We start from the raw sequence: 19577 nt of genomic DNA, 5'->3' as shown, positions 1-19577 counted from the left end.
GATAGTTGATGCCCGACAAGGTGTTCGTCGGAAGCATTGTGTTGCCCGATCGTGTGATCGACCAAGGGTTCGTGCTGACCGCGGACGGCATTGTCCAGCATGTCGGCGCGGGTGCGCCACCCGCCGGCGAACGGCATGGCGGCCCCGGCATGCTCGTCCTCCCCGGCGCGATCGACGCGCAGGTCCACAGCCGCAGCCAGGCCGACCAGGAGGATTTCATCTGGTCGACACGCAGCGCCGCCGCAGGCGGCGTCACCACCATCGTCGACATGCCCTATGACGATGGCGACCTGATCTGCACGCCCGAGCAATTGATCGCCAAGGCCGAGACCGCCGGCGAACAGGCGCGCGTCGATTTCGCGCTCTACGCCACCGTTGCGCCGGAAGATGGCGCGGCGCAGATCCCCGCCCTGATCGAGGCGGGCGCCGCGGCGTTCAAATTCTCGACCTTCGGCACCCATCCCAAGCGCTTTCCGCGCATCCCTCCGCAGACGATGCACGCCTGCTTCGCCGCGATCGCGCCCTATGGGCTGATGGCCGGCGTCCACAACGAGGATGACGAGATGGTGCGCGCCGCTATCGCCGAGGTGCGCGCATCGGGCGACACATCCTATCTCGCGCATGGCCGCTCGCGCCCGCCGATCACCGAGGCGCTGGCGACCGCACAGGTCTATGAGATCGGCGCCTCCACCGGCTGCGCCGCGCACATCGTCCATTGCTCGATCGGGCGCGGCTATGAACTCGCCGCCGCCTATCGCCAGCAGGGTCATGAGGCGACGATCGAGGCGTGCATCCATTACCTGACGCTCGACGAGGAGGACCATGTCCGTCGCCTCGTCGGCCGTGCCAAGATCAACCCGCCGATCCGCCCCCGCGCCGAGCGCGAGGCGCTGTGGCGGCACCTCGCGGCAGGCAATATCACCGTCGTTTCCACCGACCATGTAAGCTGGTCAGCCGACCGCAAGGACGATCCCGACATGCTCAAGAACGCCTCCGGCGCGCCGGGGCTCGAAGTGCTTGTGCCGTTACTGGTAAAGGGCCTCGTTGAGCGCGATTTGCCGCTGAGCCATGCCGCGCGGCTGCTTGCGCACAACCCGGCGCATCTCTTCCGGCTGGGCGGCACCAAGGGCGCGCTGGCGGTGGGCCGCGATGCGGACGTGATGCTGATGGCGAAAAACCCCTATCGCTACGATCCCGCCGCCTCGGGAATGAATGTCGTCGGCTGGAGCCCCTATGAGGGCATGGAACTGCCCTATCGCGTCGAGGCCGCCTATCTGCGCGGCGAACAGATCTCCGCCGGTGGGCGGACCAGCGCCGAACCCGGCACCGGCCGGTTCCAGCGCCCGCTGCGGCAGGCGGCATGACCAGGGTCGTCGTCGACGCGGCGCGCTTGTGGGAGGATCTGATCGAGCTGGGCACGATCACCGAGCCCGGCAAGCCCTATACCCGCCGCTCCTTCTCGCCGCTGTTCGATGAAGGCCGCGCGCTGCTGACGACCTGGCTCGAAGCCGTGGGCGCCACCGTGCGCGTCGATGCCGGCGGCAATCTGATCGGGCGGATCGAGGGCAGCGAGCCGGGCCTGCCCGCCATCGCGATCGGATCGCACAGCGATACCGTGCCCGCCGGCGGCCGTTTCGATGGTATTGCCGGGGTGATCGCCGGCATCGGCGTCGCGCGCGCCTTCGCCGAGGCGGGCGAGGCCTTGCGCCATCCGCTGGAAATCATCGATTGCCTCGCCGAGGAGCCGAGCGAATTCGGCCTGTCCTGCATCGGCAGCCGCGCGATGGTGGCGCGGCTCGACCCGCCGATGCTGGAGATGACCGACGCTAAGGGCCGCACGCTCGCCGATGCGCTGCGCGCGGTGGGCGGCGATCCCGATCGGCTGGAGGAGGCCCGGCGCAGCGATATTGCCGCCTTTCTCGAACTCCATATCGAACAGGGCCCGGTGCTCGAGGCGGAAGGCATCGACATCGGCGTCGTCACCGCGATCGTCGGCATCCGCCGCATCGAGATTCGCTTCACCGGCCAGGCGGCGCATGCCGGCACCGCGCCGATGCACCTGCGCCGCGACGCCGCCTATGCCGGCGCGCTCACCCTCGCCCGCCTGCGCGAGCGCGCCGAGCAAATTGCGGCTGAAGGCGGCCCCTATTTCGTCGCGACCGTCGGTATCATGGAAGTATGGCCGGGCGGCTCCAACGTCGTCGCCGGCAGATGCCGCCTCGTCGTCGACGTCCGCAGCTCGGACATGACCATGACCGACCGGTTCGCCGTGGAACTCGACGCGATCAGCCGCACCGCCGCCGAAACCGCGCGGGTCGAGCGCAGCGAGATCGCGGTGCTGTCGGACGGTGTGCCGGCGCTGTGCGATCCGACCTTGCGGACGCTGATCGCCGAGGCCGCCGCAACCGAGGGGCTGAGCGCAATCGACATCGCCAGCGGCGCCGGCCATGACGCCGCGTTCATGGCCGCCATCTGCCCCTCGGCGATGGTCTTCATCCCCTGCCTGCGCGGCATGAGCCACACGCCGGACGAATATAGCACGCCGGACCAGCTTGCGGCGGGGACGAGGGTGTTGCTGGAGACGGTGCGGCGGTTCGATCGGCGGTGAGCCGACGCAATGGCGCTCAGCGCTGGCGGACGGGGTCCAGCACGATCACGGTCGGCTCCGCCGCCGGCCCCGGCTCTCCGGCCTGCCGCGTCCGCCGTGGTAGCCCGCGGATCGCGATCAACCCCACCACCGCCGCCGCCGCGACATAGCCGGTCGGCGCCTGCGCGCCGAAGCCGTTGGCGGCGAGCCAGGTGATGATCGCCGGCGCGAAACCCGCGAACAGGGTGATCGCGGCGTTGTAGGAGATCGAGGTGCCGGTGGAGCGTATAGCGGTCGGGAACAGCTCGGCGAGGATCGCCGGCGCGGCGCCCGAATAGAGGCCGACCAACGCACAGAACAGCATCTGGATCGGCACCAGCAGCAACAGGCTGCGCGCCTCCGCCAGCGCCGCCATCAGCAGCGGCGCACCGATTGCCAGCGCGATCGCAGCCGCGCCCATCAGCGCGCGGCGCCCGAACCGGTCGGCGAGCGCGCCTGAGACGAAGCAGGTACCCGCCAGCACCGCATTGCCCGCCAGCGACGCCAGCAGCGCCTCGTTCGCCGAATAGCCGAGCGCCCGTTGCAAATGCACCGGCATGAACACCACCAGCGCGTAGATCGCGACGCCCCACAGCACCGATATGCCGAAGCCGCGCAGCAGCGCCTCGCCATGCCCCGCGAGCAATTGGCCGATCCGCGGCCGCCGCTCGGGTGCTTGCGCCGCCACCGCCTCGAACGCGGGCGTCTCGTCCAGCGTTGCGCGCAACCAGATGCCGATCGGCACGATCAGCAGGCCGAACAGGAAGGGGATGCGCCAGCCATAGGATGCCATCGCCTGCGCGTCGAAGATCTGCCCGGCGCTGATCGCGACCAGCGCCGCCAGGATGTTGGACATCGCCATGCTCGCCTGCAGCCACGCGCCGATGCGCGCGCGCCGCGTCGGCGGGGCATGTTCGATCAGGAACGCCGCAGCACCACCGATCTCGCCGCCGGCGGAAAGCCCTTGCAGCAGCCGGCCGAACAGCACGATCACCGGCGCTGCCGCCCCGATCATCGCGTGCGTCGGTGCCAGCGCGATGATCGCGGTGCCCAGCGCCATCAGCCCGAAGGTCAGAGTCAGCGCCGCCTTGCGCCCGGCGCGATCGCCGAAATAGCCGATCAGCACCGCACCCACCGGCCGCGCGATGAAGCCGACCGCGAAGGTCAGCAGCGCCTTGATCATCCCGGTGGTGCCGTCATCCTCGGGAAAGAAGGCCTGCGCGATGAACGGCGCGAACAGAACGAAAACCGAGAAATCATACCATTCGAACGCATTGCCGATCGCCGCCGCGGCAATCGCGCGCCGCCGGCCGGGGCTTTTGCTGTCGCTGCTCACGCCAGACAGCGGTGGATGCCCTCGGCCGCCACCGCGTCCAGCGCCTGCTCATAGCCCGCATCGGCATAGCGCAGCACGCCGAGCGCAGTGTCGTTGGTCAAAGCCAGCCGCAGCCGTTCATCCGCCGCCTCAGTTCCGTCAGCGATCACCGTCACCCCCGCACTCGTCATGAACCCCGCATAGCCCCCGCCCCCGGAATGAATCGCGACGAGGTCCGCCTGCGAACTTGCCATCGCCAGCGCATCGAGCAAGGGCCAGTCGGCCACCGCGTCCGATCCGTCGCGCATCTTCTCGGTCATGATCGTCGGATGCGCCATCCCCGCCGCGTCGAGATGATCGCGAGTGAAGGCGATCGGCCCAGCCAGCCGTCCGTCGCGCACCATGCGGTTCACCGCCAACGCCAGTTCGGTGCGCTCGCCATGGCCCAGCCAGGCGATCCGCGCCGGCAGGCCTTCCACCGGCACATGGACGCGCGCGAGTTCGATCCAGCGGCGGATGATCGCATTGTCGCCGAACACCTCGAGCAGATAGGCATCGATGCGCGCAATATCGTCGCGCTCGTTCACCAGCGAGATCCAGCGGAATGGGCCGATAGCGCGCGCGAACAGCGGCCGGAGATAGGCTTCGGTAAAAATGGGAATATTGAACGCGTCAGGCACGCCGCCCTCGACGGCCTGACTGCGGATCAGGTTGCCATTGTCGAAAACAATTGCGCCGGACCGCTGGAATCCGAGCATGGCGCGAATCTGCTGCGCGATGCTCGCGCGCCCCGCCGCCATCAGCGCCGCCGGGTCGCTGCGCAGCGCGGGCACCGTCTCCGGCGTCTCGCCGATCGGGATATAGCCATAGACGAGGTCGTGCGCGGAAGTCTGGTCGGTGACGATATCGGGCACCACGCCGCGCGCGAGAATCGCGGGGTAGATCTCGGCTGCATTGGCGCACAGCCCGATCGAGACCGCGCGGCGCTGGACAGCCGCCTGCGCCACCATCTCCAGCGCCTCTTCCAGCGACCCCGCGACCATGTCGAGCAGCCCGGTCTCGCGCCGCCGCGCAATGCGCGCGGGATCGACCTCGACGCACAGAATCGTCGCCCCCGCCATCCGTCCGGCAAGCGGCTGCGCACCCCCCATGCCGCCCAGCCCGGCGGTCAGTACGAACCTGCCGGCGAGATCGCCGCCGAAATGGCGCTCGGCGATGCGCATCAGGATCTCGTAGGTGCCCTGAATCACGCCCTGCGATCCGATATATTGCCAGTCGCCCGCGGTCAGCCCACCCCAGCAGATCAGCCCGGCCTCTTCCAGCCGGTAGAAATTCTCCGCCGTCGCCCAGCGCCCGACGAGGTTGCAGTTCGCCATGATGACCAGCGGCGCCCTGACATGGGTGCGCAGGATGCCGATCGGCTTGCCGGACTGGACGACGAGCGTCTCATCCTCCTCCATCGTCTTCAGCGCGGTGACGATCGCATCGTGCGAGGGCCAGTCGCGCGCCGCCTTTCCGAGCGCGGCATAGACCACCAGCCGCTCGGGCGCCTCGCCTACCGCCAGCACATTTTCCAGCAGTCGAAGCAGCCCTTCCTGCCGCCAGCCCTTGCAGCGCAATTCTCTGCCGCCCGGCACGGGAAAACCCCGGCTCATGCGAGCGCATGCTCCGCGATGGCTATGCCGAGCGCCTGTTCGACCACCGGATAGACGCTGGCGTCGCGCACCGACGAACTCAGCGGGATCAGATCCTTGGCTATGTGGAACACCAGCAGTTCGGCACCCTCCTCAATATGGCCGACGCTCACCGGCGCGCCTTCCGGAGTCAAAGTGGAGATCACGTCGGGATAGGTGGCGAGACGCGCGCCCGTCGGATCGTCCACCGCCATATATTCGTTCATCACGTGGAGCAGCACGCCCTTTCCGCCATCGTCGATCGCGATCGTGCCGATGTCGAACGCCTGTGCAGTATATTGCACAGTCTTTTTCGTGACCCGCCCGCGCGCCAATATGCGCCCGCCGGTGCTCGCGCAGATCGCGTCCACCACCGCCATGCTGCCCTTCGGCCGTGCATCGCGGATCGCCTCGCCAAGATCGAGCGCCAGCGAAATTCCGCCCAGCGCCGCATGCTGCTGCACATAGGATGCCCGGATCGGGTTACGGCAGCTCGCGATGAACCCGCCCGACATGTCGGAGGCGGCGCGCAGCACCGGAGATACCTTGGCGGTCGCGCCGCGCGTAACCAGTTCGATATAAGAACTCGAGGCGCGATGCCCGCCCGCCGCCGTCTGGATCATCGGCTCCGGGCTGGCGGCGAGGCCGAGCGACCCCATGTCCCCGGTCGGGTGCGCGCGCACGTCGCCCACCGCGTCTACCACCACCAGGCCAAGCTCCACTGCAGGCAGCCAGCCGTTGAGCGTGCTCGACATGCCGTTCTGGCCGACGATGAGGCCAGCAAGCGGCGCACCCAGTGCCTCCTGCAGCAAGGCCACAGCGCGAACATAGTCCTCACCACGCATCTCCCACCGCGTTGTGCCGGCAGGGGCTCCGATTGCCGCCGCCGTCGCGATCCACGCGTCCTCAGGCAGTTCGTCGATCGAGACGAGTTCAGGGCTGCCGCGATCAATTGCCGCGTTACCCAGCATCATGCCATGATCGGCCCAGCCGCCGCCGCCGCATGCGAATACCGAACCGCCCAGAACCGCGGCCTCGACATCGTCGCGGACGAGGCGACGCTTCATCGATAGAGGTTCACGCGCACGGGTTGATCGAGCGTTGTACCGTGGATCGCGACCATCTCGTCGAAACGGCGCCGAACCTCCTCGCTGGTCGCAGCCTCCTCGGTATAGCCATTGTAGCGCATGTTGCTGATCGCCTCGGCGGCATATGCGTCGAACCCGCCCTCGAACATGCGCGGCTCTGCGAAGAAGGCTATTGTCTCGCTTGCGAAGACTGGCGCGGCATGGGCAGAGAGAGCCGCAACCGCATCTGCGCGAACCTCTGTTTCGTCATGGTACGGCGCCATGACATACTGTGCCGCTCCTGCCGCTACTGGTTCTGCCACGCACAGAGTGCCGCCGGGCTTGAGGATGCGTTTCGCTTCGTTGAGTGCGCCTTGCATGCGCTCCCTAGGCACATGGTGAAGCGAATATACGAACAAAACAATGTCCGCACTGGCTTCGAGGAGCGGCAGCGCATCTGCCTGGCCGACCGCAAGCCGATAGCTGCCCCTGCCAAGCATGATCTCGTCTGTACTTTCTATGAAAGGATCGATGCCGATCACGTCCGCTCCGCGCTCCGCGAGCGCCTGAGCCATGGCGCCTTCACCGCACCCCACATCAATGACCTGCTTGCCGGCCACATCGCCGAGCACCTCGATCAAGCCTTCGAAGCGCGACTTTCGCTCGAGGGTAAACGGCATGTTCATTGAACGCTCTCTGTCCGACTGTCATTCTTTCCAGCTTATTTCCCTACTGCGCTCCCGCAAAGAAGGATGGACTGATACTTGGCCGAGATAAGCCATAGGGCAATTCGAACATTTACCCGGCCGCGCCCCTGCTCGCGGACGCGCCGCTGCCCTTGTTTGGACGACCGCCGGACGCCTCGGCAGATCGGCAAGTTCGTACACCGTATCGCGGCGGGCACCGCGTTGTTCGGCGCGGCGAAGGGCGTAGGGGTGACAGGCGATGACCTTGGGGCAATCACGAACGCGCGCGCAACCCGCGCCCCATTGCCGAGCATCAGCCGCCACCATCGGTCAGTTGTAACAGGCTGTCGCGATCGGCGCCGGTCACCGCGTAGCTGTCGATCAGCAGGAAGCGGCCGTTTCCGCGGCGGATCAGCGACATGTGCGTGCCCACATCGATCAGCTTCGCGATCCTGAACACGCCGCGGAAATTCCAGAAGTTCGATGCAAGCTGCTGCACTTTCCCATCTCGTTCCTTTGTGCGGACACCTTGGGCGGCATCCGGCAGGGCACGAAAGCCCGGGCTTCATCATCGTTCCCCGCTCGCGGATATGCAGAGAGCTGCCATGCCTGGCCAATGTGATTGGCGAAATAAATTTGATACAATTCCGCCACTTTTCCACACCACCTGCCGGCAATGTCAATGCCGCCTTCGCTATATCATTCATGCCAAAGCTTGCAGGGTAAATAGAGGAGCGCTCGCGCAAGGATTGCGGCGTGTCTCGGCATTTACAGCAAAAGACTGTAGCCTACCGTCCTGCTGACCGGCTGGCGTAAACTTCGGCGGCGCAGCTTTGGTTCTGCCACCTCCTAGGACCTGCTCGGATGCATGAAGGGCTTCCGATCTCCACCAACGCCGATTGCAGACCTCCTGCCGACTGGATCGCCGCGAATTTCGCCGCATCGGCCCACCATATCGTCGTGGATCGCATCACGCTGGACGATACCGATGCCCCACGGGCCCCGGAAATCTTCGCGCTGCGTCGGCGCACCGGCGCCTATTGGCGGGCGGTCCGCGCTATCAAAGATAGCATCGATCCGGTCCCCTGGGATCCGCCCCCCGCCATGGCGATCACACCGGGACCAGCCTGGCGCCGACAGTCGGGCTCTACCACAAGGCCAGCGGCGTGCCACTGGTCGCCGTCGGCGACGACCGGGCGCTGGTCGATTCAGCAATGGCTGCAGGCGGAAAGCTCCTGCATCCGGAGACGGTCTGGAGCCGCGCGTCCGCACGCGTCTGCGGCCGCGCAACCGGTGGCATGGCCGAGGAGCTCGCACGCTGGCGCGACGCCCTCGCGCGCGAGGACGCCTTGCTCGTGCCGGATTACAAGCATTGGGGCGAGCGGGCGCAGTGGCGCGGCGCGCAGCGGAAGGTAAGCAACGGGGCCCAGCTGCGTAAAGCCGAGGAACGTCTTTCTCCCCTGCCCTGCGATATGGCCCTGCCCGGGGGATCGTCCCTGTGACACGACCGATCGGCTACTATGTCCATCATCATGGCGATGGCCATCGCCAGCGTGCCGTCGCGATCGGCCGGGCCCTGGGGTCCGGCATCTGCCTGCTCGGAGCCGTCCTAGCCGGGCGTGGCGGCGGGTTGCCCGTCCTCGACCTGCCAGACGATCGGCTGCATGATGGCTTTGCCGGCGCCGCTCATGGCGACCGCCTTGGCTCGCTTCATTACGCGCAGATCGATCATGAAGGGATCCGCGCTCGGACAGCGGTCGTCACACGGTGAATCGCGAAGGCCCGCCCGCGGCTGATGGTGGTCGACGTGTCGGTGGAGATCGCGATGTTCGCGCGGCTGGCGTCGGTTCCGATCGTTTATGTGCGACTGAAAGGCAGGTGTCTAGACCGGCCCCATCTCGATGCGTTTCGCGCCGCCACCACGCTGCTCGCGCCCTTCCATGATGCGCTTGACGATAAGGAAACGCCGGCCTGGGTGCGCGCCAGGACCTTCTACGCTCCCGCGATCGTCGACGCGGCACCAACGCGCGCCCGCGTCGAGGAACACGTCGTTCGCGTCGTGACCGGCCGTGGCGGTGGTATTGCGGATGGCGTGCGCTGGTCCGAAGCTGCCTGCGCCGCGCCAGACCGTCGCTAGCGGATCATCGGTCCTGCCCCTCCCCGCGGATCTGCCACCCAATCTCGAACTGCGCGGATGGGTCGACGATGCGGATCGGATGATTGCCGGCGCCGGTGTCGTCGTCGGTGCTGCCGGTGATGGTCTCTTCATCTCGGTGATCGCGCATCCCAAGCCCTTTGTCTGCCTGCCCGAACCACGCCCGTTTGATGAGCAGGCGTCGAAGGCAAGCCGGTTGGCCGCGCTCGGGTCGGCGGTCGTCATATCCACATGGGCGCACGCTCCCTACTGGCCGCGGCTGCTCTACCAGGCGATGGTGCGTGCCTCGGCCTGGCCCGCGCAGCTCGCCGCGCCGGGCGGGCCTGCCAGGGTCGCACAATGGCTGGAGGCGCTGGTCGAGCCGGATCTCGGGCTTGCGAAGGCCCGGGCATGAAGTCGCAGGCAAAGCCATCGGTCGAGAAAGGCATTGCTGTCGTCGAGCGCCTTGCTGACCTCGGCACCCGCTATGATGCGGCGCCGAACTTTCCTGTCGAAAGCTTGGCCACACTCGTATCGGCGGGCTATCATCGACACTTTGCGCCCCGGGCGTGCGGCGGCGCGACCTTTGCGGACGGACCTGCGCGCCAGGGCGCGATGAGCCGCGCACTCCGCGATTTCGGACGCGGCGACCTCAGCATCAGGCGGCTGTACGAGGGCCATGTCAATGCACTCCAGCTGTTCGATTAGTACGCCAGCCGCTTCCAGCTCGACCGGCTCGACGGCGCTCGACGCCGGTGCCTGGTTCGGCGTCTGGGCGACCGAGCCTCCGCCCGGTGTGCGGATCGCCGGTGAACCGCCGGCCTTGTCCGGTGAAAAGCGGTTCGCGAGCGGCGCCGGCGGCCTCGACTACGTGCTCGTCACCGCCGCGATCGACGGTGGCGACCGGCGGCTGGTGATCGTTCCGGCCGACCATCCGGATCGCGCAAACCTGTTCGAATGGCGGGCGCGCGCCGCGCGCGCGAGTGCGAGCGGCCGCTACATCCTTGACAGCATGCCTCTCGACCCGGCGATGCTGCTGGGCGCGCCGGGCGACTATGATCGCGGTCCGCGCTTCACCGCCGGAGCCTGGCGGTTTTGCGCCGTCCAGCTCTGCCGTATCGAGGCGCTCGTCGACGAGATCCGCGCGGCAATGTCGGAGGATGCGAGGCAGAACAGGATCCAGCGGGCACGCCTGCCGAAGCCTTTGTGGCGATGCGCAACGCGGGCTTCTGGTTCGAGGAAGCAGCGCGCCAATTCGCGCTCACCGAGGATGATGCCGTTGTCGTCGCGCTCTTGGCCCGCGGCGTCGTCGAGCAAGCGGGCTTCACGGTGATGGCGGCTTCGGCGCGGATCCTGGGCACGCGAAGTGCCTTCGATGGCCAGCGCGCCGACAAGATCATCCGCGATCTGTCACTTATTTTTGCGCCAGGCCAGTCCCGACCATGCCCCCGACGCGGGGGCCGAAGTGCTGCTCGACCATGACTGACGTGACCCCCTGATTTTCCTCCAAGCATGATTAGAGCCCGGCCTGATGGAAGGACGGACAATGAAGCGAATGAGGTTCACGGAAGAGCAGATCATTGCGGTGCTGAAGGAAGCCGAGGCGGGAGCCAAGACGGGCGACCTGGCGCGGCGGCACGGTGTCTCTGAAGCGACGATCTACAACTGGCAGGCCAAGTATGCCGGCCTGGAGGTGTCCGAGGCGAAGCGGCTGCGGGCGCTCGAGGACGAGAACGCCAAGCTGAAGCGGCTCCTGGCCGAGGCGATGCTCGATAATGCCGGTCTGCAGGATCGTCTGGCAAAAAATTGGTGACGCACGATCAGCGACCATTCTTCATCGGAAACATCAGATGGATAAGGCTTACGGACGATCTCCATCCAACCCTTTGAATCCTTTCGGACTCAAGTCCATAACAGCCTCTAGGCCGGACCCTCGCTACCACCACCTCACTTCCCGACAGTCGAGCGCGGCGCGATAGCTTCAACGGTTGACCATTGCCAGCGCTGCGCTTCCATAGCGGTCTCCTGAGACCGCGAAGTCCGACAGCGCGCCGTCCAGCCGCTCCACCTCTTCGGCGGAGAGGACGAGCATTTCGGCCGCCAGGTTCTCCTCGAGATACTTGCGCCGCTTGGTGCCGGGGATCGGCACGACGTCGTCCCGGATTTGGAGGAGCCAGGCGAGCGCCACCTGCCCCGCCGTCGCGCCGTGCGGCCTGGCGATTTCGCGCACCAGTTCGGCAATATGCATATTGGCATCGAAGTTCGCGCCTTGCAGGCGCGGATCGCCCTTCGCGCGGAAATCATCGTCCGGATACTCCTCGGCGCGCTTGGCAGTGCCAGTCAGAAAGCCGCGGCCGAGGGGGCTGAACGGCACCAGGCCGATGCCTAGTTCGGCAAGCAGCGGCAGGATCGTTTCGTCCAGGTTGCGTTCCCAGATCGAATATTCGCTCTGGAGCGCCGAAACGGGCTGGACGGCATGGGCGCGGCGGATCGTGTCTGCGCCGGCTTCGGACAACCCGAAATAGAGTATCTTTCCTTCGGCGATCAGGTCCCGGACGGTGCCGGCGACGTCCTCGATCGGCACGTCTGGATCGACCCGATGCTGGTACAGAAGGTCGATGCGATCCGTCTGCAGGCGTTTCAGCGACGCCTCCACCACCGTGCGGATGTGCTCGGGCCGGCTGTCGGCGCCCGCGAACAGGCCCTGGCCGATCACGAAGCCGAACTTGGTTGCGATCTGAACGCCTTCGCGGCGATCCTTCAGCGCGCGGCCCAGCAATTCTTCATTGGTGAAGGGGCCATAGACCTCGGCGGTGTCAAAGAAGGTGCAGCCCAGTTCGATCGCACGGTGGATCGTCGCGATCGATTCGGCGTCGTCGGGCTGTCCATAGGCATGACTCATGCCCATGCAGCCGAGCCCTAGCGCGGATACTTCGAGGCCCTGTCGGCCGAGCTTGCGTCGTGTCAGCATGATCGTGTTTCCCTTGTCGTGGATAGGCCTGTTCAACCTGATGAGGCTTCAGGCGGGCCGCAGGATCGATGCCGCGTCGGTGCCGACGACCGTCGCCCATTCGCGAATGCGCCAGTGGCGGACGAGACCATTGTTCACGTAGGGGTCATCGCGGACGAAGCGTTCCACCACCTCGGGGCTCTCGCCTCTGAACAGGATGAGGCCGGTGTCAAGCGGATCGGTCAACGCGCCGGCCAGGATGAGTTCGCCCCGGTCGGCCGCCGCCCAGGCTCGTTTCAGATGCGCGTCGCGAAACTCGGCACGCCGTGCTTCATATGCTTCGCTGAAGTCCAGAAGGAGAACGTAGTGCTTCACGAAGATCGGCTCCTCACGGGCGGTTGCAGGGCGATGTCGATCACCCAGGCGCTGCAACGCTGCCCCTCCGCGGAGAGTTCTTCGCCAAATCGTCCGCGCTGACCCGACATATCGGAACCATCGGTTCGCAATCAGGCGCGCCACACTGGCCGGATTGCGGGACGGTCGCGGCCTAGTGCGGACACATGATAAGATTGTGCAGAAGGGGGAACTGGTTTGCTGTTCGACGGCAGGATTATTGCAGGCATCACCGTGTTCGTCGCCGTCGCCCGCACCGGCAGCTACGCCCGTGCGAGCGAACTCCTGGGGCTGTCGCGGTCAGGGGTCGGCAAGGCGATCGGGCGGTTGGAGGAGCGGACCGGTCTGCGCCTGTTCGATCGCAACGCCCGTGCGCTCAAGCTGACGGATCAGGGACGCACCTTTCTTGAGGAAGCGACGCCAATGCTTGAGGCATTGGGGCGGATCGCAACCCCCGCTGGGCCCAATGACGTTCGCGGACGCCTTCGGGTCTCGACGGACGGCGCGTTCGGGCCGGATGTGCTGATCCCCATGCTGCCCGACTTCCTGGCGGCCTATCCGCGCGTGAAACTCGATGTGCTGGTGCGCGACCGGATCGACAATCTGCTGATCGAGGGCTTCGATGTCGCGCTGCGCTTCGGCGAACCCGATTCACGCGGGCTCGACAAGCAACTCCTGATCCAGAGCCGCGTACTCACCTGCGCCAGCCCTGCCTATCTTGAGGCATTCGGCGTGCCCGGGCATCCCGAAGACATTACCGACCATCACCGCTGCATCCGCCTGATCGACGACGTCACCGGTAAGCCGCACGCCTGGAACTTCATTGACGCGGCCGGCGAAACACGCACGATCTCGCCGGATTGCAGCCTGACGGTGAACGACGCCCAATCGCTTATCGCCGCGGCACGCGCGGGCTACGGCATCGTCCGACTTCTCGACGTCGTTGGCGAGGCCCAGTTGCGCGCGGGCGAACTGGTCGAGATCCTTCCCGAATGGAACTGCCTGCGCTGGCCCGCCTATCTCTACACCCCAAACCAAGTGCATCGTTCGCCCGCGCTCGAGGCCTTCATGGCGTTTGTGCGCAAGCGTCTCACGGACTGACTCCGGATCGGCAGCGCGCCCCGGCGTCCGTATTCCCGCGACATTTCGGCGTCGAACCGACGCCGGTGCCGTGTGTTGAAGGCGCGATCATCAGGGAGGACCCAGCTTGCGATCGCCCTTGCCTCACTTCGCTGCCGCCGTGCTCGCCATCACCGTGCCGGCCGCGGCGGCCGTTCAGGACAGCCCGATGCCGATAAACGCCGAGACCACCAACCGTGCTCTGATCGAGGAGGCATTCTCCCGTTGGGCGAAGAACCAATTCGACATCTTCAGCCTGCTTGCCGAGGACGCAACCTGGCACATCATGGGGCAGGATCCCGATGTCGCGACGACCTATCGCTCCCGCCAGGCGCTGCTCGACGCGACGTCGCTGCCGCTGCGCGCGCGCCTGGCAGGACCGCTCAAGCCGACTGTGCGCCGCGTCTGGGCAGATGGCGATGACGTTCTTGTGCATTGGGACGGGACAGCTCCGCTCGCCGATGGATCGACTTACCGCAACAGCTATTTGTGGATCATGACGGTCCGCAGCGGCCGCGTGGTCGCGGTCACCGCTTTCCTCGACAATGCGGCCTTCAAGGCTGCGCTGGCGAAGCCGCTTGCATCGGGTGGCAGGACGCCCGCCGACTGACGGGGATCGGCAGCCCGACCAAGCCCGGCCGTCCTGCTTGCACCGGCCGTCCGCGCGTAGCGCGCACACGAATTCACAGGCGATCGAGCCAAGGGAGGAAATGTGGACTGGATCGATGCGGAAGCGACCATCGAGCTTTCACTGACGATCAACGGCGCTGAACGGCGCCTGGCCGTCGAGGCGCGCGTGACTTTGCTCGACGCGCTGCGCGAGCATCTGCAGTTGAGTGGGACGAAGAAGGGCTGCGACCATGGCCAGTGCGGCGCATGCACGGTGCTCGTAAACGGGCGGCGCATCAACAGCTGCCTAACGCTCGCCATGATGCACCAGGGCGATGAAATCGTCACGATCGAGGGCATCGGCGGCCCCGGCGCTCTGCATCCGCTGCAGGCCGCCTTCGTCGCCGCAGACGGCTTTCAGTGCGGTTACTGCACACCCGGCCAGATCTGCTCGGCAATTGGAATGCTCAGCGAGATCGACGCCGGGTGGCCGAGCCATGTCAGCGGTGATCCGGTGACGCCGGCGACGATCAGTCCCGAGGAGATACGGGAGCGAATGAGCGGCAATCTTTGCCGCTGTGCCGCCTATCCCCGCATCGTCGAGGCGATCAGCGCCTATGCACATGACCGCACGGAGAATGCCGCATGATCGCGTTCGACTATGTCCGGCCGACCTCGATCGAGGCGGCGCTCCTTGCCCAGCGGGCGCGCGGCACGGGGCGGTTCATCGCAGGAGGCACCAACCTGCTCGACCTGATGAAACTCGGCGTCGAGCAGCCGCGCCAACTGGTCGACATCAACGAACTCGACCTCAAAAGGATCGAGGAAACGGCCGATGGCGGGCTGCGCATCGGCGCGCTGGTGACCAATGCCGATCTCGCCGCCGACATCCGCGTGCGCACGCACTATACAATGCTGTCCCGCGCGATCCTGGCGGGCGCCTCTGCACAGCTTCGCAACAAGGCGACGACGGCTGGCAACCTGCTTCAGCGCACGCGCTGCTTTTATTTCTACGATCCAGCCACGCCCTGCAACAAACGCGAGCCGGGAAGCGGGTGCAGCGCCATTGGCGGGTTCAACCGGATCATGGCGATCCTTGGCACGTCAGCCGACTGCATCGCGTCTCACCCCTCCGACATGGCAGTCGCCATGCGCGCTTTGGACGTGCGGATCGAGACGGCGAGGCCGTCGGGATCACGTCGGACACTGACGCTCGACGCGCTGTATCGCCTGCCCGGAAAAACGCCACATCTGGAGACACATCTCGAGCCGGACGAACTTGTCACCGCGGTAGTCGTGCCGCCCCCGGCCCCCGGCCGCCAGATCTATCGCAAGGTGCGCGACCGCGCTTCCTTTGCGTTCGCCCTCGTCTCAGTCGCTGCAATCGTCGGGGTGGAAAAGGGACGCATCGCTCATGCCGCGCTTGCATTCGGCGGGATCGGGACGATGCCATGGCGCGATCGTGCGGCGGAAGCGCTGCTTATCGGCGCCAGACCAGATGAGGCGCTGTTCGCACGGGCGGCGGACATGGTGCTTGCCGAGGCACACGGCAGCGGCGCGAACGATTTCAAGCTGCCGCTCTTCAGGCGAACGCTGATCGCTTGCCTTTCGGCGCTTACGCAGGAGAGTGTCCGATGAATGCGACGGTGAAGATGGACGACAGGTTCGAGCGCAGCCTGCTCGATACGACAGCCGAGCCGTGCGTCGGCACGCCGGTCGATCGCGTCGACGGTCCGCTCAAGGTTGCCGGTCGGGCGCGCTATGCGGCGGAGCATTTTCCCGCGGGGCTCGCGCACGGCGTGATGTTGCGCGCGCCGTTCGGCAAGGGCCGAGTGACGCGGCTCGAATCCGACGCCGCAAGCGGAATGCAGGGCGTCATCGCCATCGTCACGGATGATCGGCTGATCCGCAACGGTGGCGATTTCGCGGGCGCCGCCGCGCCGGCGCAGGGCGTAAGCGACGTCGTCTATTTTGGTCAGCCGATCGGCGTCGTCGTCGCCGAGAGCTTCGAACAGGCGCGCGCGGCCGCGTTATGCGTCGAAGTCGGCTATGAGAATGAGGATGGTGTCTTCGACATGATGGCCGCACTCGACGATGCCGCGCCGCCCACCGACGACATCTTCGGGCTCTTCCTGATCCATACCGAGCAAGGTGATGTCGATGCCGCGATGAAGGCAGCCGCAGCTGACGTCGACGCGGTCTGGACGACCCCGAGCCACAGCCATGCGGCAATGGAGCCGCACGCGGCGGTGGCGGCATGGGATGGCGATCAGGTGATACTCGAGGCTTCCTACCAGTCGCCCGTCACGTCGCGCGATCAACTGGCGACAGTGCTGGGTATCGATGCGGCGAACGTCCGCATTCGTTCGCCCTTCGTCGGCGGCGGCTTCGGCGGAAAACTGGGGCTGATGCCCGAGGCGGCAGCGGCGGCAATCGCGGCGCGGCAGATCGGCCGTCCGGTCAAGATCGCCATGATGCGTCAGACGGTGTTCGAGACCACCGGCCGCCGCCCGGCGACACACCAGCGGATCCGGCTCGGCGCTGACGCAGAAGGCAGGCTGACGGCGATCGCGCACGAGACGATCACCGATCAGCTGGCCGGCGAAGTTTTCTTCGAGCCGGCTGGGATCGCCACGCATCTGCTCTATGAAGGCGACAACCGCCTGATCGACCACAAGGTCGTGCGCGTGAACAAGCTGCTCGGCGTATCGATGCGCGCGCCTGGCGAGGCGGCGGGCCAGCTCGGCCTGGAATGCGCAATGGATGAGCTTGCCGAGCGGCTTTCGATCGATCCGGTCGAACTGCGCCTGCGCAATGAGCCTGACCGCCATCCCGAGGAAGACATCCCGTTTTCCAGTCGATCGCTGGTCGCATGTCTGCGCACCGGGGCCGAGCGGTTCGGCTGGGCTTCGCGCAATCGCAAACCGGGCAGCATGCGCGAGGGCGAATGGCTGGTCGGCCACGGCATGGCCGCCGCCGCTCGCGGCAACTTGTTCGGTCCAGGCGCGGCGCGCGTAAGGATCGACGGCGACGGTCGCGTGACCATCGAAACCGAGATGACCGACATCGGTACCGGCACCTACACCATTCTGACGCAGATCGTCGCCGACCTCCTAGGCGTCGCGATCGACCGGATCGAGGTTCGGCTGGGCGACACCAATGATCCGCGCAGCGCAGGATCGGGCGGAAGCTGGGGTGCGGCAACAGCTGGGTCTGCCGTTTATGCCGCGTGCGCCGCGCTGCGCGCGGAACTTGCCGAGAGGGCCGGCGTGCCTGTCAAGGAAGCACGGTTTATAGGCGACGCGCTCATCGCGCGCGGCGAGCGCCATGTGTTGTCTGCGCTCGCCTGCGATGGCATCGCCGTCGTGGGCAGCACCGAACCGGGCGAAAGCAATTCCCGGTTTAGCCAAGCCGCCTACGGCGCGCATTTTTGTGAAGTGCGCGTCAACTCCGTGACGGGCGAAACGCGCGTGTCGCGCTGGAACAGCGTCTTCGCGGCGGGGCGCATTCTCAATCCGAAGACTGCGACGTCACAGGCGATTGGCGGCATCGTCTTCGGCATCGGCGCCGCGCTGACCGAGGAACTGATTCACGATGCGCGCACGGGCAAGGTCGTGAATCGTGATCTGGGCGAGTATCATATCCCTGTCCATGCCGACATTCCAGCAATCGACATCCTGTTCCTGGATGAACGGGACCCGGTCGCGAACCCGCTGATGCTGAAAGGCGTCGGCGAACTCGGCACCTGTGGATCTGGGGCGGCGGTCGCCAACGCAATTTACAATGCGACCGGCGTCCGCGTTCGCGATTTCCCGGTCACGCTCGACAAGCTGCTGTCCGGCCTGCCCGGCTGACATGATCTGCAACCTGCCCAGGAACAATGATGAAAGGCGCAAACACCACCCTCGTCGCCGCTGCGGCCAGCTGCGCGCCGTCGGACTGGACCTGGGTCGAGGACACAATGACGCCGCGTTCCTTCGCCCGCTCGTAGCCGGTGAAACCAAGATGCCACGGCAATGCCAACTGCCCAGCAGGTCCCCCGGTCATCAGTAAAGGTCAGGGCGATTATAGACCATCTCGCCGCAGCCATCACTTGGCCGCCACCGCCTGCGGGTTGCCTGGTGCCCGGCCCTGGGCCTGGATGTTCGCGCGCCGCCGACAGCGCTTCGGATCGAAACTGCTCCGCCGGATTCCGCGACACCATCACTGCGCGGAAGACCACATCCGCTCAACCGTCGCGGGCAAGGATCATCTCGCAATCCCATCCAATTGGGCAAGCAGCGCCCGTGCCAGTGGTTCGGCGCTCGCGGGGTTCTGACCGGTGATCAGCCGCCCCTCTTCCACGATCCGTGCGTCGAACGGCGCGGCGCGGCTGTAGACCGCGCCCTGACGGACAAGTTCAGTCTCGGCGAGGAGCGGCACGATCTTGTCATATCCGAGCATCGCCTCCTCCTCGTTGCTGAAACACGTCAGCGACTTGCCTGTGACGAGGTGCGCACCGTCAGGGGTCGTTGCAGTCAGCAGCCCGACCACGCCGTGGCAGATTGCAGCGACCGGCTTATCCTGTGCAATCAGCGCGGACGCGAGCGCGCCCAGGGCCGCACAACCGGGGAAATCCCAGAGCGTCCCCGTCCCTCCCACCAGGAAAATCGCCTGGATCCGCATGGCATCTACATCAGCCAGATCCAGCGGCGCCTCAAGTTGCGCCATGGCCGCCGACTGGCTGAGGAACCAGTGTCCTGCCGGCAGCAGCCATGGTTCTTCAAGGCTGGCGGGGTCGAGCGGCGCAGGCCGCCCCGCTGGCGTCGCGAATATGACATCATATCCGGCAGCCTCGAGTATCTGATAGGGCGTTGCCAGTTCTTCCAGCCACACGCCCGTACGGGCGCCGGTGTCGCCCAGTTCGGCCTGTGCGGTCAGTGCGAATAGGATCGTCTTGCTCATCGTGACTTGCCTCATGAACGTCGTCGACGAAGTGGCCGCCGCGTTCGATCGGGACAATCCA

Annotated in this window: 21 protein-coding genes and 1 pseudogene; 13 read left to right on the top strand and 9 right to left on the bottom strand. The window is 66.3% G+C overall.

The features are described 5' to 3' along the window. Positions 1–8: 8 nt before the first annotated feature. Entirely contained in the window at positions 9–1364 is a 1356-nt protein-coding gene (ertD, locus tag FHS96_RS19625; RefSeq protein ID WP_429595575.1) for a hydantoin-5-propionate amidohydrolase, read from the top strand. After that, positions 1361–2608 carry an N-carbamyl-l-glutamate amidohydrolase ErtE gene (gene ertE, locus FHS96_RS19620; RefSeq protein ID WP_429595572.1) on the top strand — a complete coding sequence of 416 codons (1248 nt, stop codon included), beginning with the start codon at positions 1361–1363 and terminating at the stop codon, positions 2606–2608. The genes ertD and ertE overlap by 4 nt, the downstream gene beginning before the upstream one ends. Positions 2609–2624: 16 nt before the next feature. Here the strand turns inward: ertE and FHS96_RS19615 are convergent, their stop codons facing one another. From FHS96_RS19615 to FHS96_RS19595, 5 genes are all read right to left on the bottom strand, one after another. Continuing rightward, entirely contained in the window at positions 2625–3962 is a 1338-nt protein-coding gene (locus tag FHS96_RS19615) for an MFS transporter (protein WP_429595569.1), read from the bottom strand. Next, positions 3959–5596 (bottom strand): thiourocanate hydratase, encoded by a 1638-nt coding sequence (gene ertB, locus FHS96_RS19610; protein WP_429595566.1) that lies wholly within the window; start codon positions 5594–5596, stop codon positions 3959–3961. Before ertB ends, FHS96_RS19615 begins: the two co-directional genes overlap by 4 nt. Then, positions 5593–6681 carry a thiohydantoin desulfurase gene (gene ertC / locus FHS96_RS19605; RefSeq protein ID WP_429595563.1) on the bottom strand — a complete coding sequence of 363 codons (1089 nt, stop codon included), beginning with the start codon at positions 6679–6681 and terminating at the stop codon, positions 5593–5595. Before ertC ends, ertB begins: the two co-directional genes overlap by 4 nt. Beyond that, a complete protein-coding gene (locus tag FHS96_RS19600; protein WP_429595560.1) occupies positions 6678–7367 on the bottom strand; it encodes a class I SAM-dependent methyltransferase in 690 nt (229 codons plus the stop codon). The genes ertC and FHS96_RS19600 overlap by 4 nt, the downstream gene beginning before the upstream one ends. Before the next feature lie 313 nt (positions 7368–7680). Continuing rightward, positions 7681–7866: a hypothetical protein gene (locus tag FHS96_RS19595; protein ID WP_429595558.1), complete on the bottom strand. Its 186-nt coding sequence runs from the start codon at positions 7864–7866 to the stop codon at positions 7681–7683. Between the two features lie 667 nt (positions 7867–8533). On the opposite strand from FHS96_RS19595, the gene FHS96_RS19590 reads away from it, so the two are divergent. Further along, positions 8534–8869 carry a hypothetical protein gene (locus tag FHS96_RS19590; RefSeq protein ID WP_429595556.1) on the top strand — a complete coding sequence of 112 codons (336 nt, stop codon included), beginning with the start codon at positions 8534–8536 and terminating at the stop codon, positions 8867–8869. Between the two features lie 107 nt (positions 8870–8976). On the opposite strand, the gene FHS96_RS19585 is transcribed toward FHS96_RS19590, so the two are convergent. Next, a complete protein-coding gene (locus tag FHS96_RS19585; RefSeq protein ID WP_429595554.1) occupies positions 8977–9099 on the bottom strand; it encodes a hypothetical protein in 123 nt (40 codons plus the stop codon). 63 nt (positions 9100–9162) lie between these two features. On the opposite strand from FHS96_RS19585, the gene FHS96_RS19580 reads away from it, so the two are divergent. From FHS96_RS19580 to FHS96_RS19560, 5 genes and pseudogenes are all read left to right on the top strand, one after another. Then, positions 9163–9504, top strand: coding sequence for a hypothetical protein (locus tag FHS96_RS19580; RefSeq protein WP_429595551.1), 342 nt, complete (start codon positions 9163–9165; stop codon positions 9502–9504). Between the two features lie 79 nt (positions 9505–9583). After that, positions 9584–9916 (top strand): hypothetical protein, encoded by a 333-nt coding sequence (locus FHS96_RS19575; protein ID WP_429595548.1) that lies wholly within the window; start codon positions 9584–9586, stop codon positions 9914–9916. Next, complete coding sequence (locus tag FHS96_RS19570) at positions 9913–10209, top strand: hypothetical protein (protein ID WP_429595545.1); 297 nt, start codon at positions 9913–9915, stop codon at positions 10207–10209. Before FHS96_RS19575 ends, FHS96_RS19570 begins: the two co-directional genes overlap by 4 nt. An 88-nt stretch (positions 10210–10297) precedes the next feature. Next, the gene (locus FHS96_RS19565) at positions 10298–10834 is read left to right on the top strand and encodes an acyl-CoA dehydrogenase family protein (protein ID WP_429595542.1); all 537 of its coding nucleotides are present in this window, start codon (positions 10298–10300) and stop codon (positions 10832–10834) included. A 213-nt stretch (positions 10835–11047) separates the two neighbouring features. Next, positions 11048–11305: pseudogene (locus FHS96_RS19560) on the top strand (transposase); the annotation flags it as partial. A 177-nt stretch (positions 11306–11482) separates the two neighbouring features. Here FHS96_RS19560 and FHS96_RS19555 read toward each other — a convergent pair. Further along, positions 11483–12472 (bottom strand): aldo/keto reductase, encoded by a 990-nt coding sequence (locus FHS96_RS19555; RefSeq protein WP_429595539.1) that lies wholly within the window; start codon positions 12470–12472, stop codon positions 11483–11485. Positions 12473–12520: 48 nt separating this feature from the next. Then, positions 12521–12883, bottom strand: coding sequence for a YciI-like protein (locus tag FHS96_RS19550; RefSeq protein ID WP_429595536.1), 363 nt, complete (start codon positions 12881–12883; stop codon positions 12521–12523). A 159-nt stretch (positions 12884–13042) separates the two neighbouring features. On the opposite strand from FHS96_RS19550, the gene FHS96_RS19545 reads away from it, so the two are divergent. From FHS96_RS19545 to FHS96_RS19525, 5 genes are all read left to right on the top strand, one after another. Next, positions 13043–13945: a LysR family transcriptional regulator gene (locus FHS96_RS19545; RefSeq protein ID WP_429595534.1), complete on the top strand. Its 903-nt coding sequence runs from the start codon at positions 13043–13045 to the stop codon at positions 13943–13945. Positions 13946–14051: 106 nt separating this feature from the next. Beyond that, positions 14052–14573, top strand: a complete 522-nt coding sequence (locus FHS96_RS19540) for a nuclear transport factor 2 family protein (RefSeq protein WP_429595531.1) — start codon at positions 14052–14054, stop codon at positions 14571–14573. 102 nt (positions 14574–14675) lie between these two features. Beyond that, positions 14676–15221: a 2Fe-2S iron-sulfur cluster-binding protein gene (locus FHS96_RS19535; protein WP_429595528.1), complete on the top strand. Its 546-nt coding sequence runs from the start codon at positions 14676–14678 to the stop codon at positions 15219–15221. Next, positions 15218–16210 carry an FAD binding domain-containing protein gene (locus FHS96_RS19530; RefSeq protein ID WP_429595525.1) on the top strand — a complete coding sequence of 331 codons (993 nt, stop codon included), beginning with the start codon at positions 15218–15220 and terminating at the stop codon, positions 16208–16210. The genes FHS96_RS19535 and FHS96_RS19530 overlap by 4 nt, the downstream gene beginning before the upstream one ends. Then, a complete protein-coding gene (locus FHS96_RS19525) occupies positions 16207–18426 on the top strand; it encodes a xanthine dehydrogenase family protein molybdopterin-binding subunit (protein WP_429595522.1) in 2220 nt (739 codons plus the stop codon). The genes FHS96_RS19530 and FHS96_RS19525 overlap by 4 nt, the downstream gene beginning before the upstream one ends. Positions 18427–18820: 394 nt before the next feature. On the opposite strand, the gene FHS96_RS19520 is transcribed toward FHS96_RS19525, so the two are convergent. Then, a complete protein-coding gene (locus FHS96_RS19520; RefSeq protein WP_429595519.1) occupies positions 18821–19516 on the bottom strand; it encodes a type 1 glutamine amidotransferase domain-containing protein in 696 nt (231 codons plus the stop codon). Between the last annotated feature and the right edge of the window lie 61 nt (positions 19517–19577).

The sequence above is a fragment of the Sphingomonas zeicaulis genome (assembly GCF_050433225.1).
In the GTDB taxonomy this organism is placed as follows: domain Bacteria; phylum Pseudomonadota; class Alphaproteobacteria; order Sphingomonadales; family Sphingomonadaceae; genus Sphingomonas_D; species Sphingomonas_D zeicaulis.
This window is presented reverse-complemented; position numbering and strand designations above follow the sequence as displayed.

What these genes read in the sequence shown, in the direction of transcription:
- FHS96_RS19525 (WP_429595522.1), top strand. Translation starts at nt 16,207, where the DNA reads ATGAATGCGACGGTGAAGATGGACGACAGGTTCGAGCGCAGCCTGCTC.
- FHS96_RS19585 (WP_429595554.1), bottom strand. Translation starts at nt 9,099, where the DNA reads ATGATCGATCTGCGCGTAATGAAGCGAGCCAAGGCGGTCGCCATGAGC.
- FHS96_RS19580 (WP_429595551.1), top strand. Translation starts at nt 9,163, where the DNA reads ATGGTGGTCGACGTGTCGGTGGAGATCGCGATGTTCGCGCGGCTGGCG.
- FHS96_RS19570 (WP_429595545.1), top strand. Translation starts at nt 9,913, where the DNA reads ATGAAGTCGCAGGCAAAGCCATCGGTCGAGAAAGGCATTGCTGTCGTC.
- FHS96_RS19530 (WP_429595525.1), top strand. Translation starts at nt 15,218, where the DNA reads ATGATCGCGTTCGACTATGTCCGGCCGACCTCGATCGAGGCGGCGCTC.
- ertB (WP_429595566.1), bottom strand. Translation starts at nt 5,596, where the DNA reads ATGAGCCGGGGTTTTCCCGTGCCGGGCGGCAGAGAATTGCGCTGCAAG.
- FHS96_RS19555 (WP_429595539.1), bottom strand. Translation starts at nt 12,472, where the DNA reads ATGCTGACACGACGCAAGCTCGGCCGACAGGGCCTCGAAGTATCCGCG.
- ertC (WP_429595563.1), bottom strand. Translation starts at nt 6,681, where the DNA reads ATGAAGCGTCGCCTCGTCCGCGACGATGTCGAGGCCGCGGTTCTGGGC.
- FHS96_RS19600 (WP_429595560.1), bottom strand. Translation starts at nt 7,367, where the DNA reads ATGAACATGCCGTTTACCCTCGAGCGAAAGTCGCGCTTCGAAGGCTTG.
- ertE (WP_429595572.1), top strand. Translation starts at nt 1,361, where the DNA reads ATGACCAGGGTCGTCGTCGACGCGGCGCGCTTGTGGGAGGATCTGATC.
- FHS96_RS19575 (WP_429595548.1), top strand. Translation starts at nt 9,584, where the DNA reads ATGATTGCCGGCGCCGGTGTCGTCGTCGGTGCTGCCGGTGATGGTCTC.
- ertD (WP_429595575.1), top strand. Translation starts at nt 9, where the DNA reads ATGCCCGACAAGGTGTTCGTCGGAAGCATTGTGTTGCCCGATCGTGTG.
- FHS96_RS19520 (WP_429595519.1), bottom strand. Translation starts at nt 19,516, where the DNA reads ATGAGCAAGACGATCCTATTCGCACTGACCGCACAGGCCGAACTGGGC.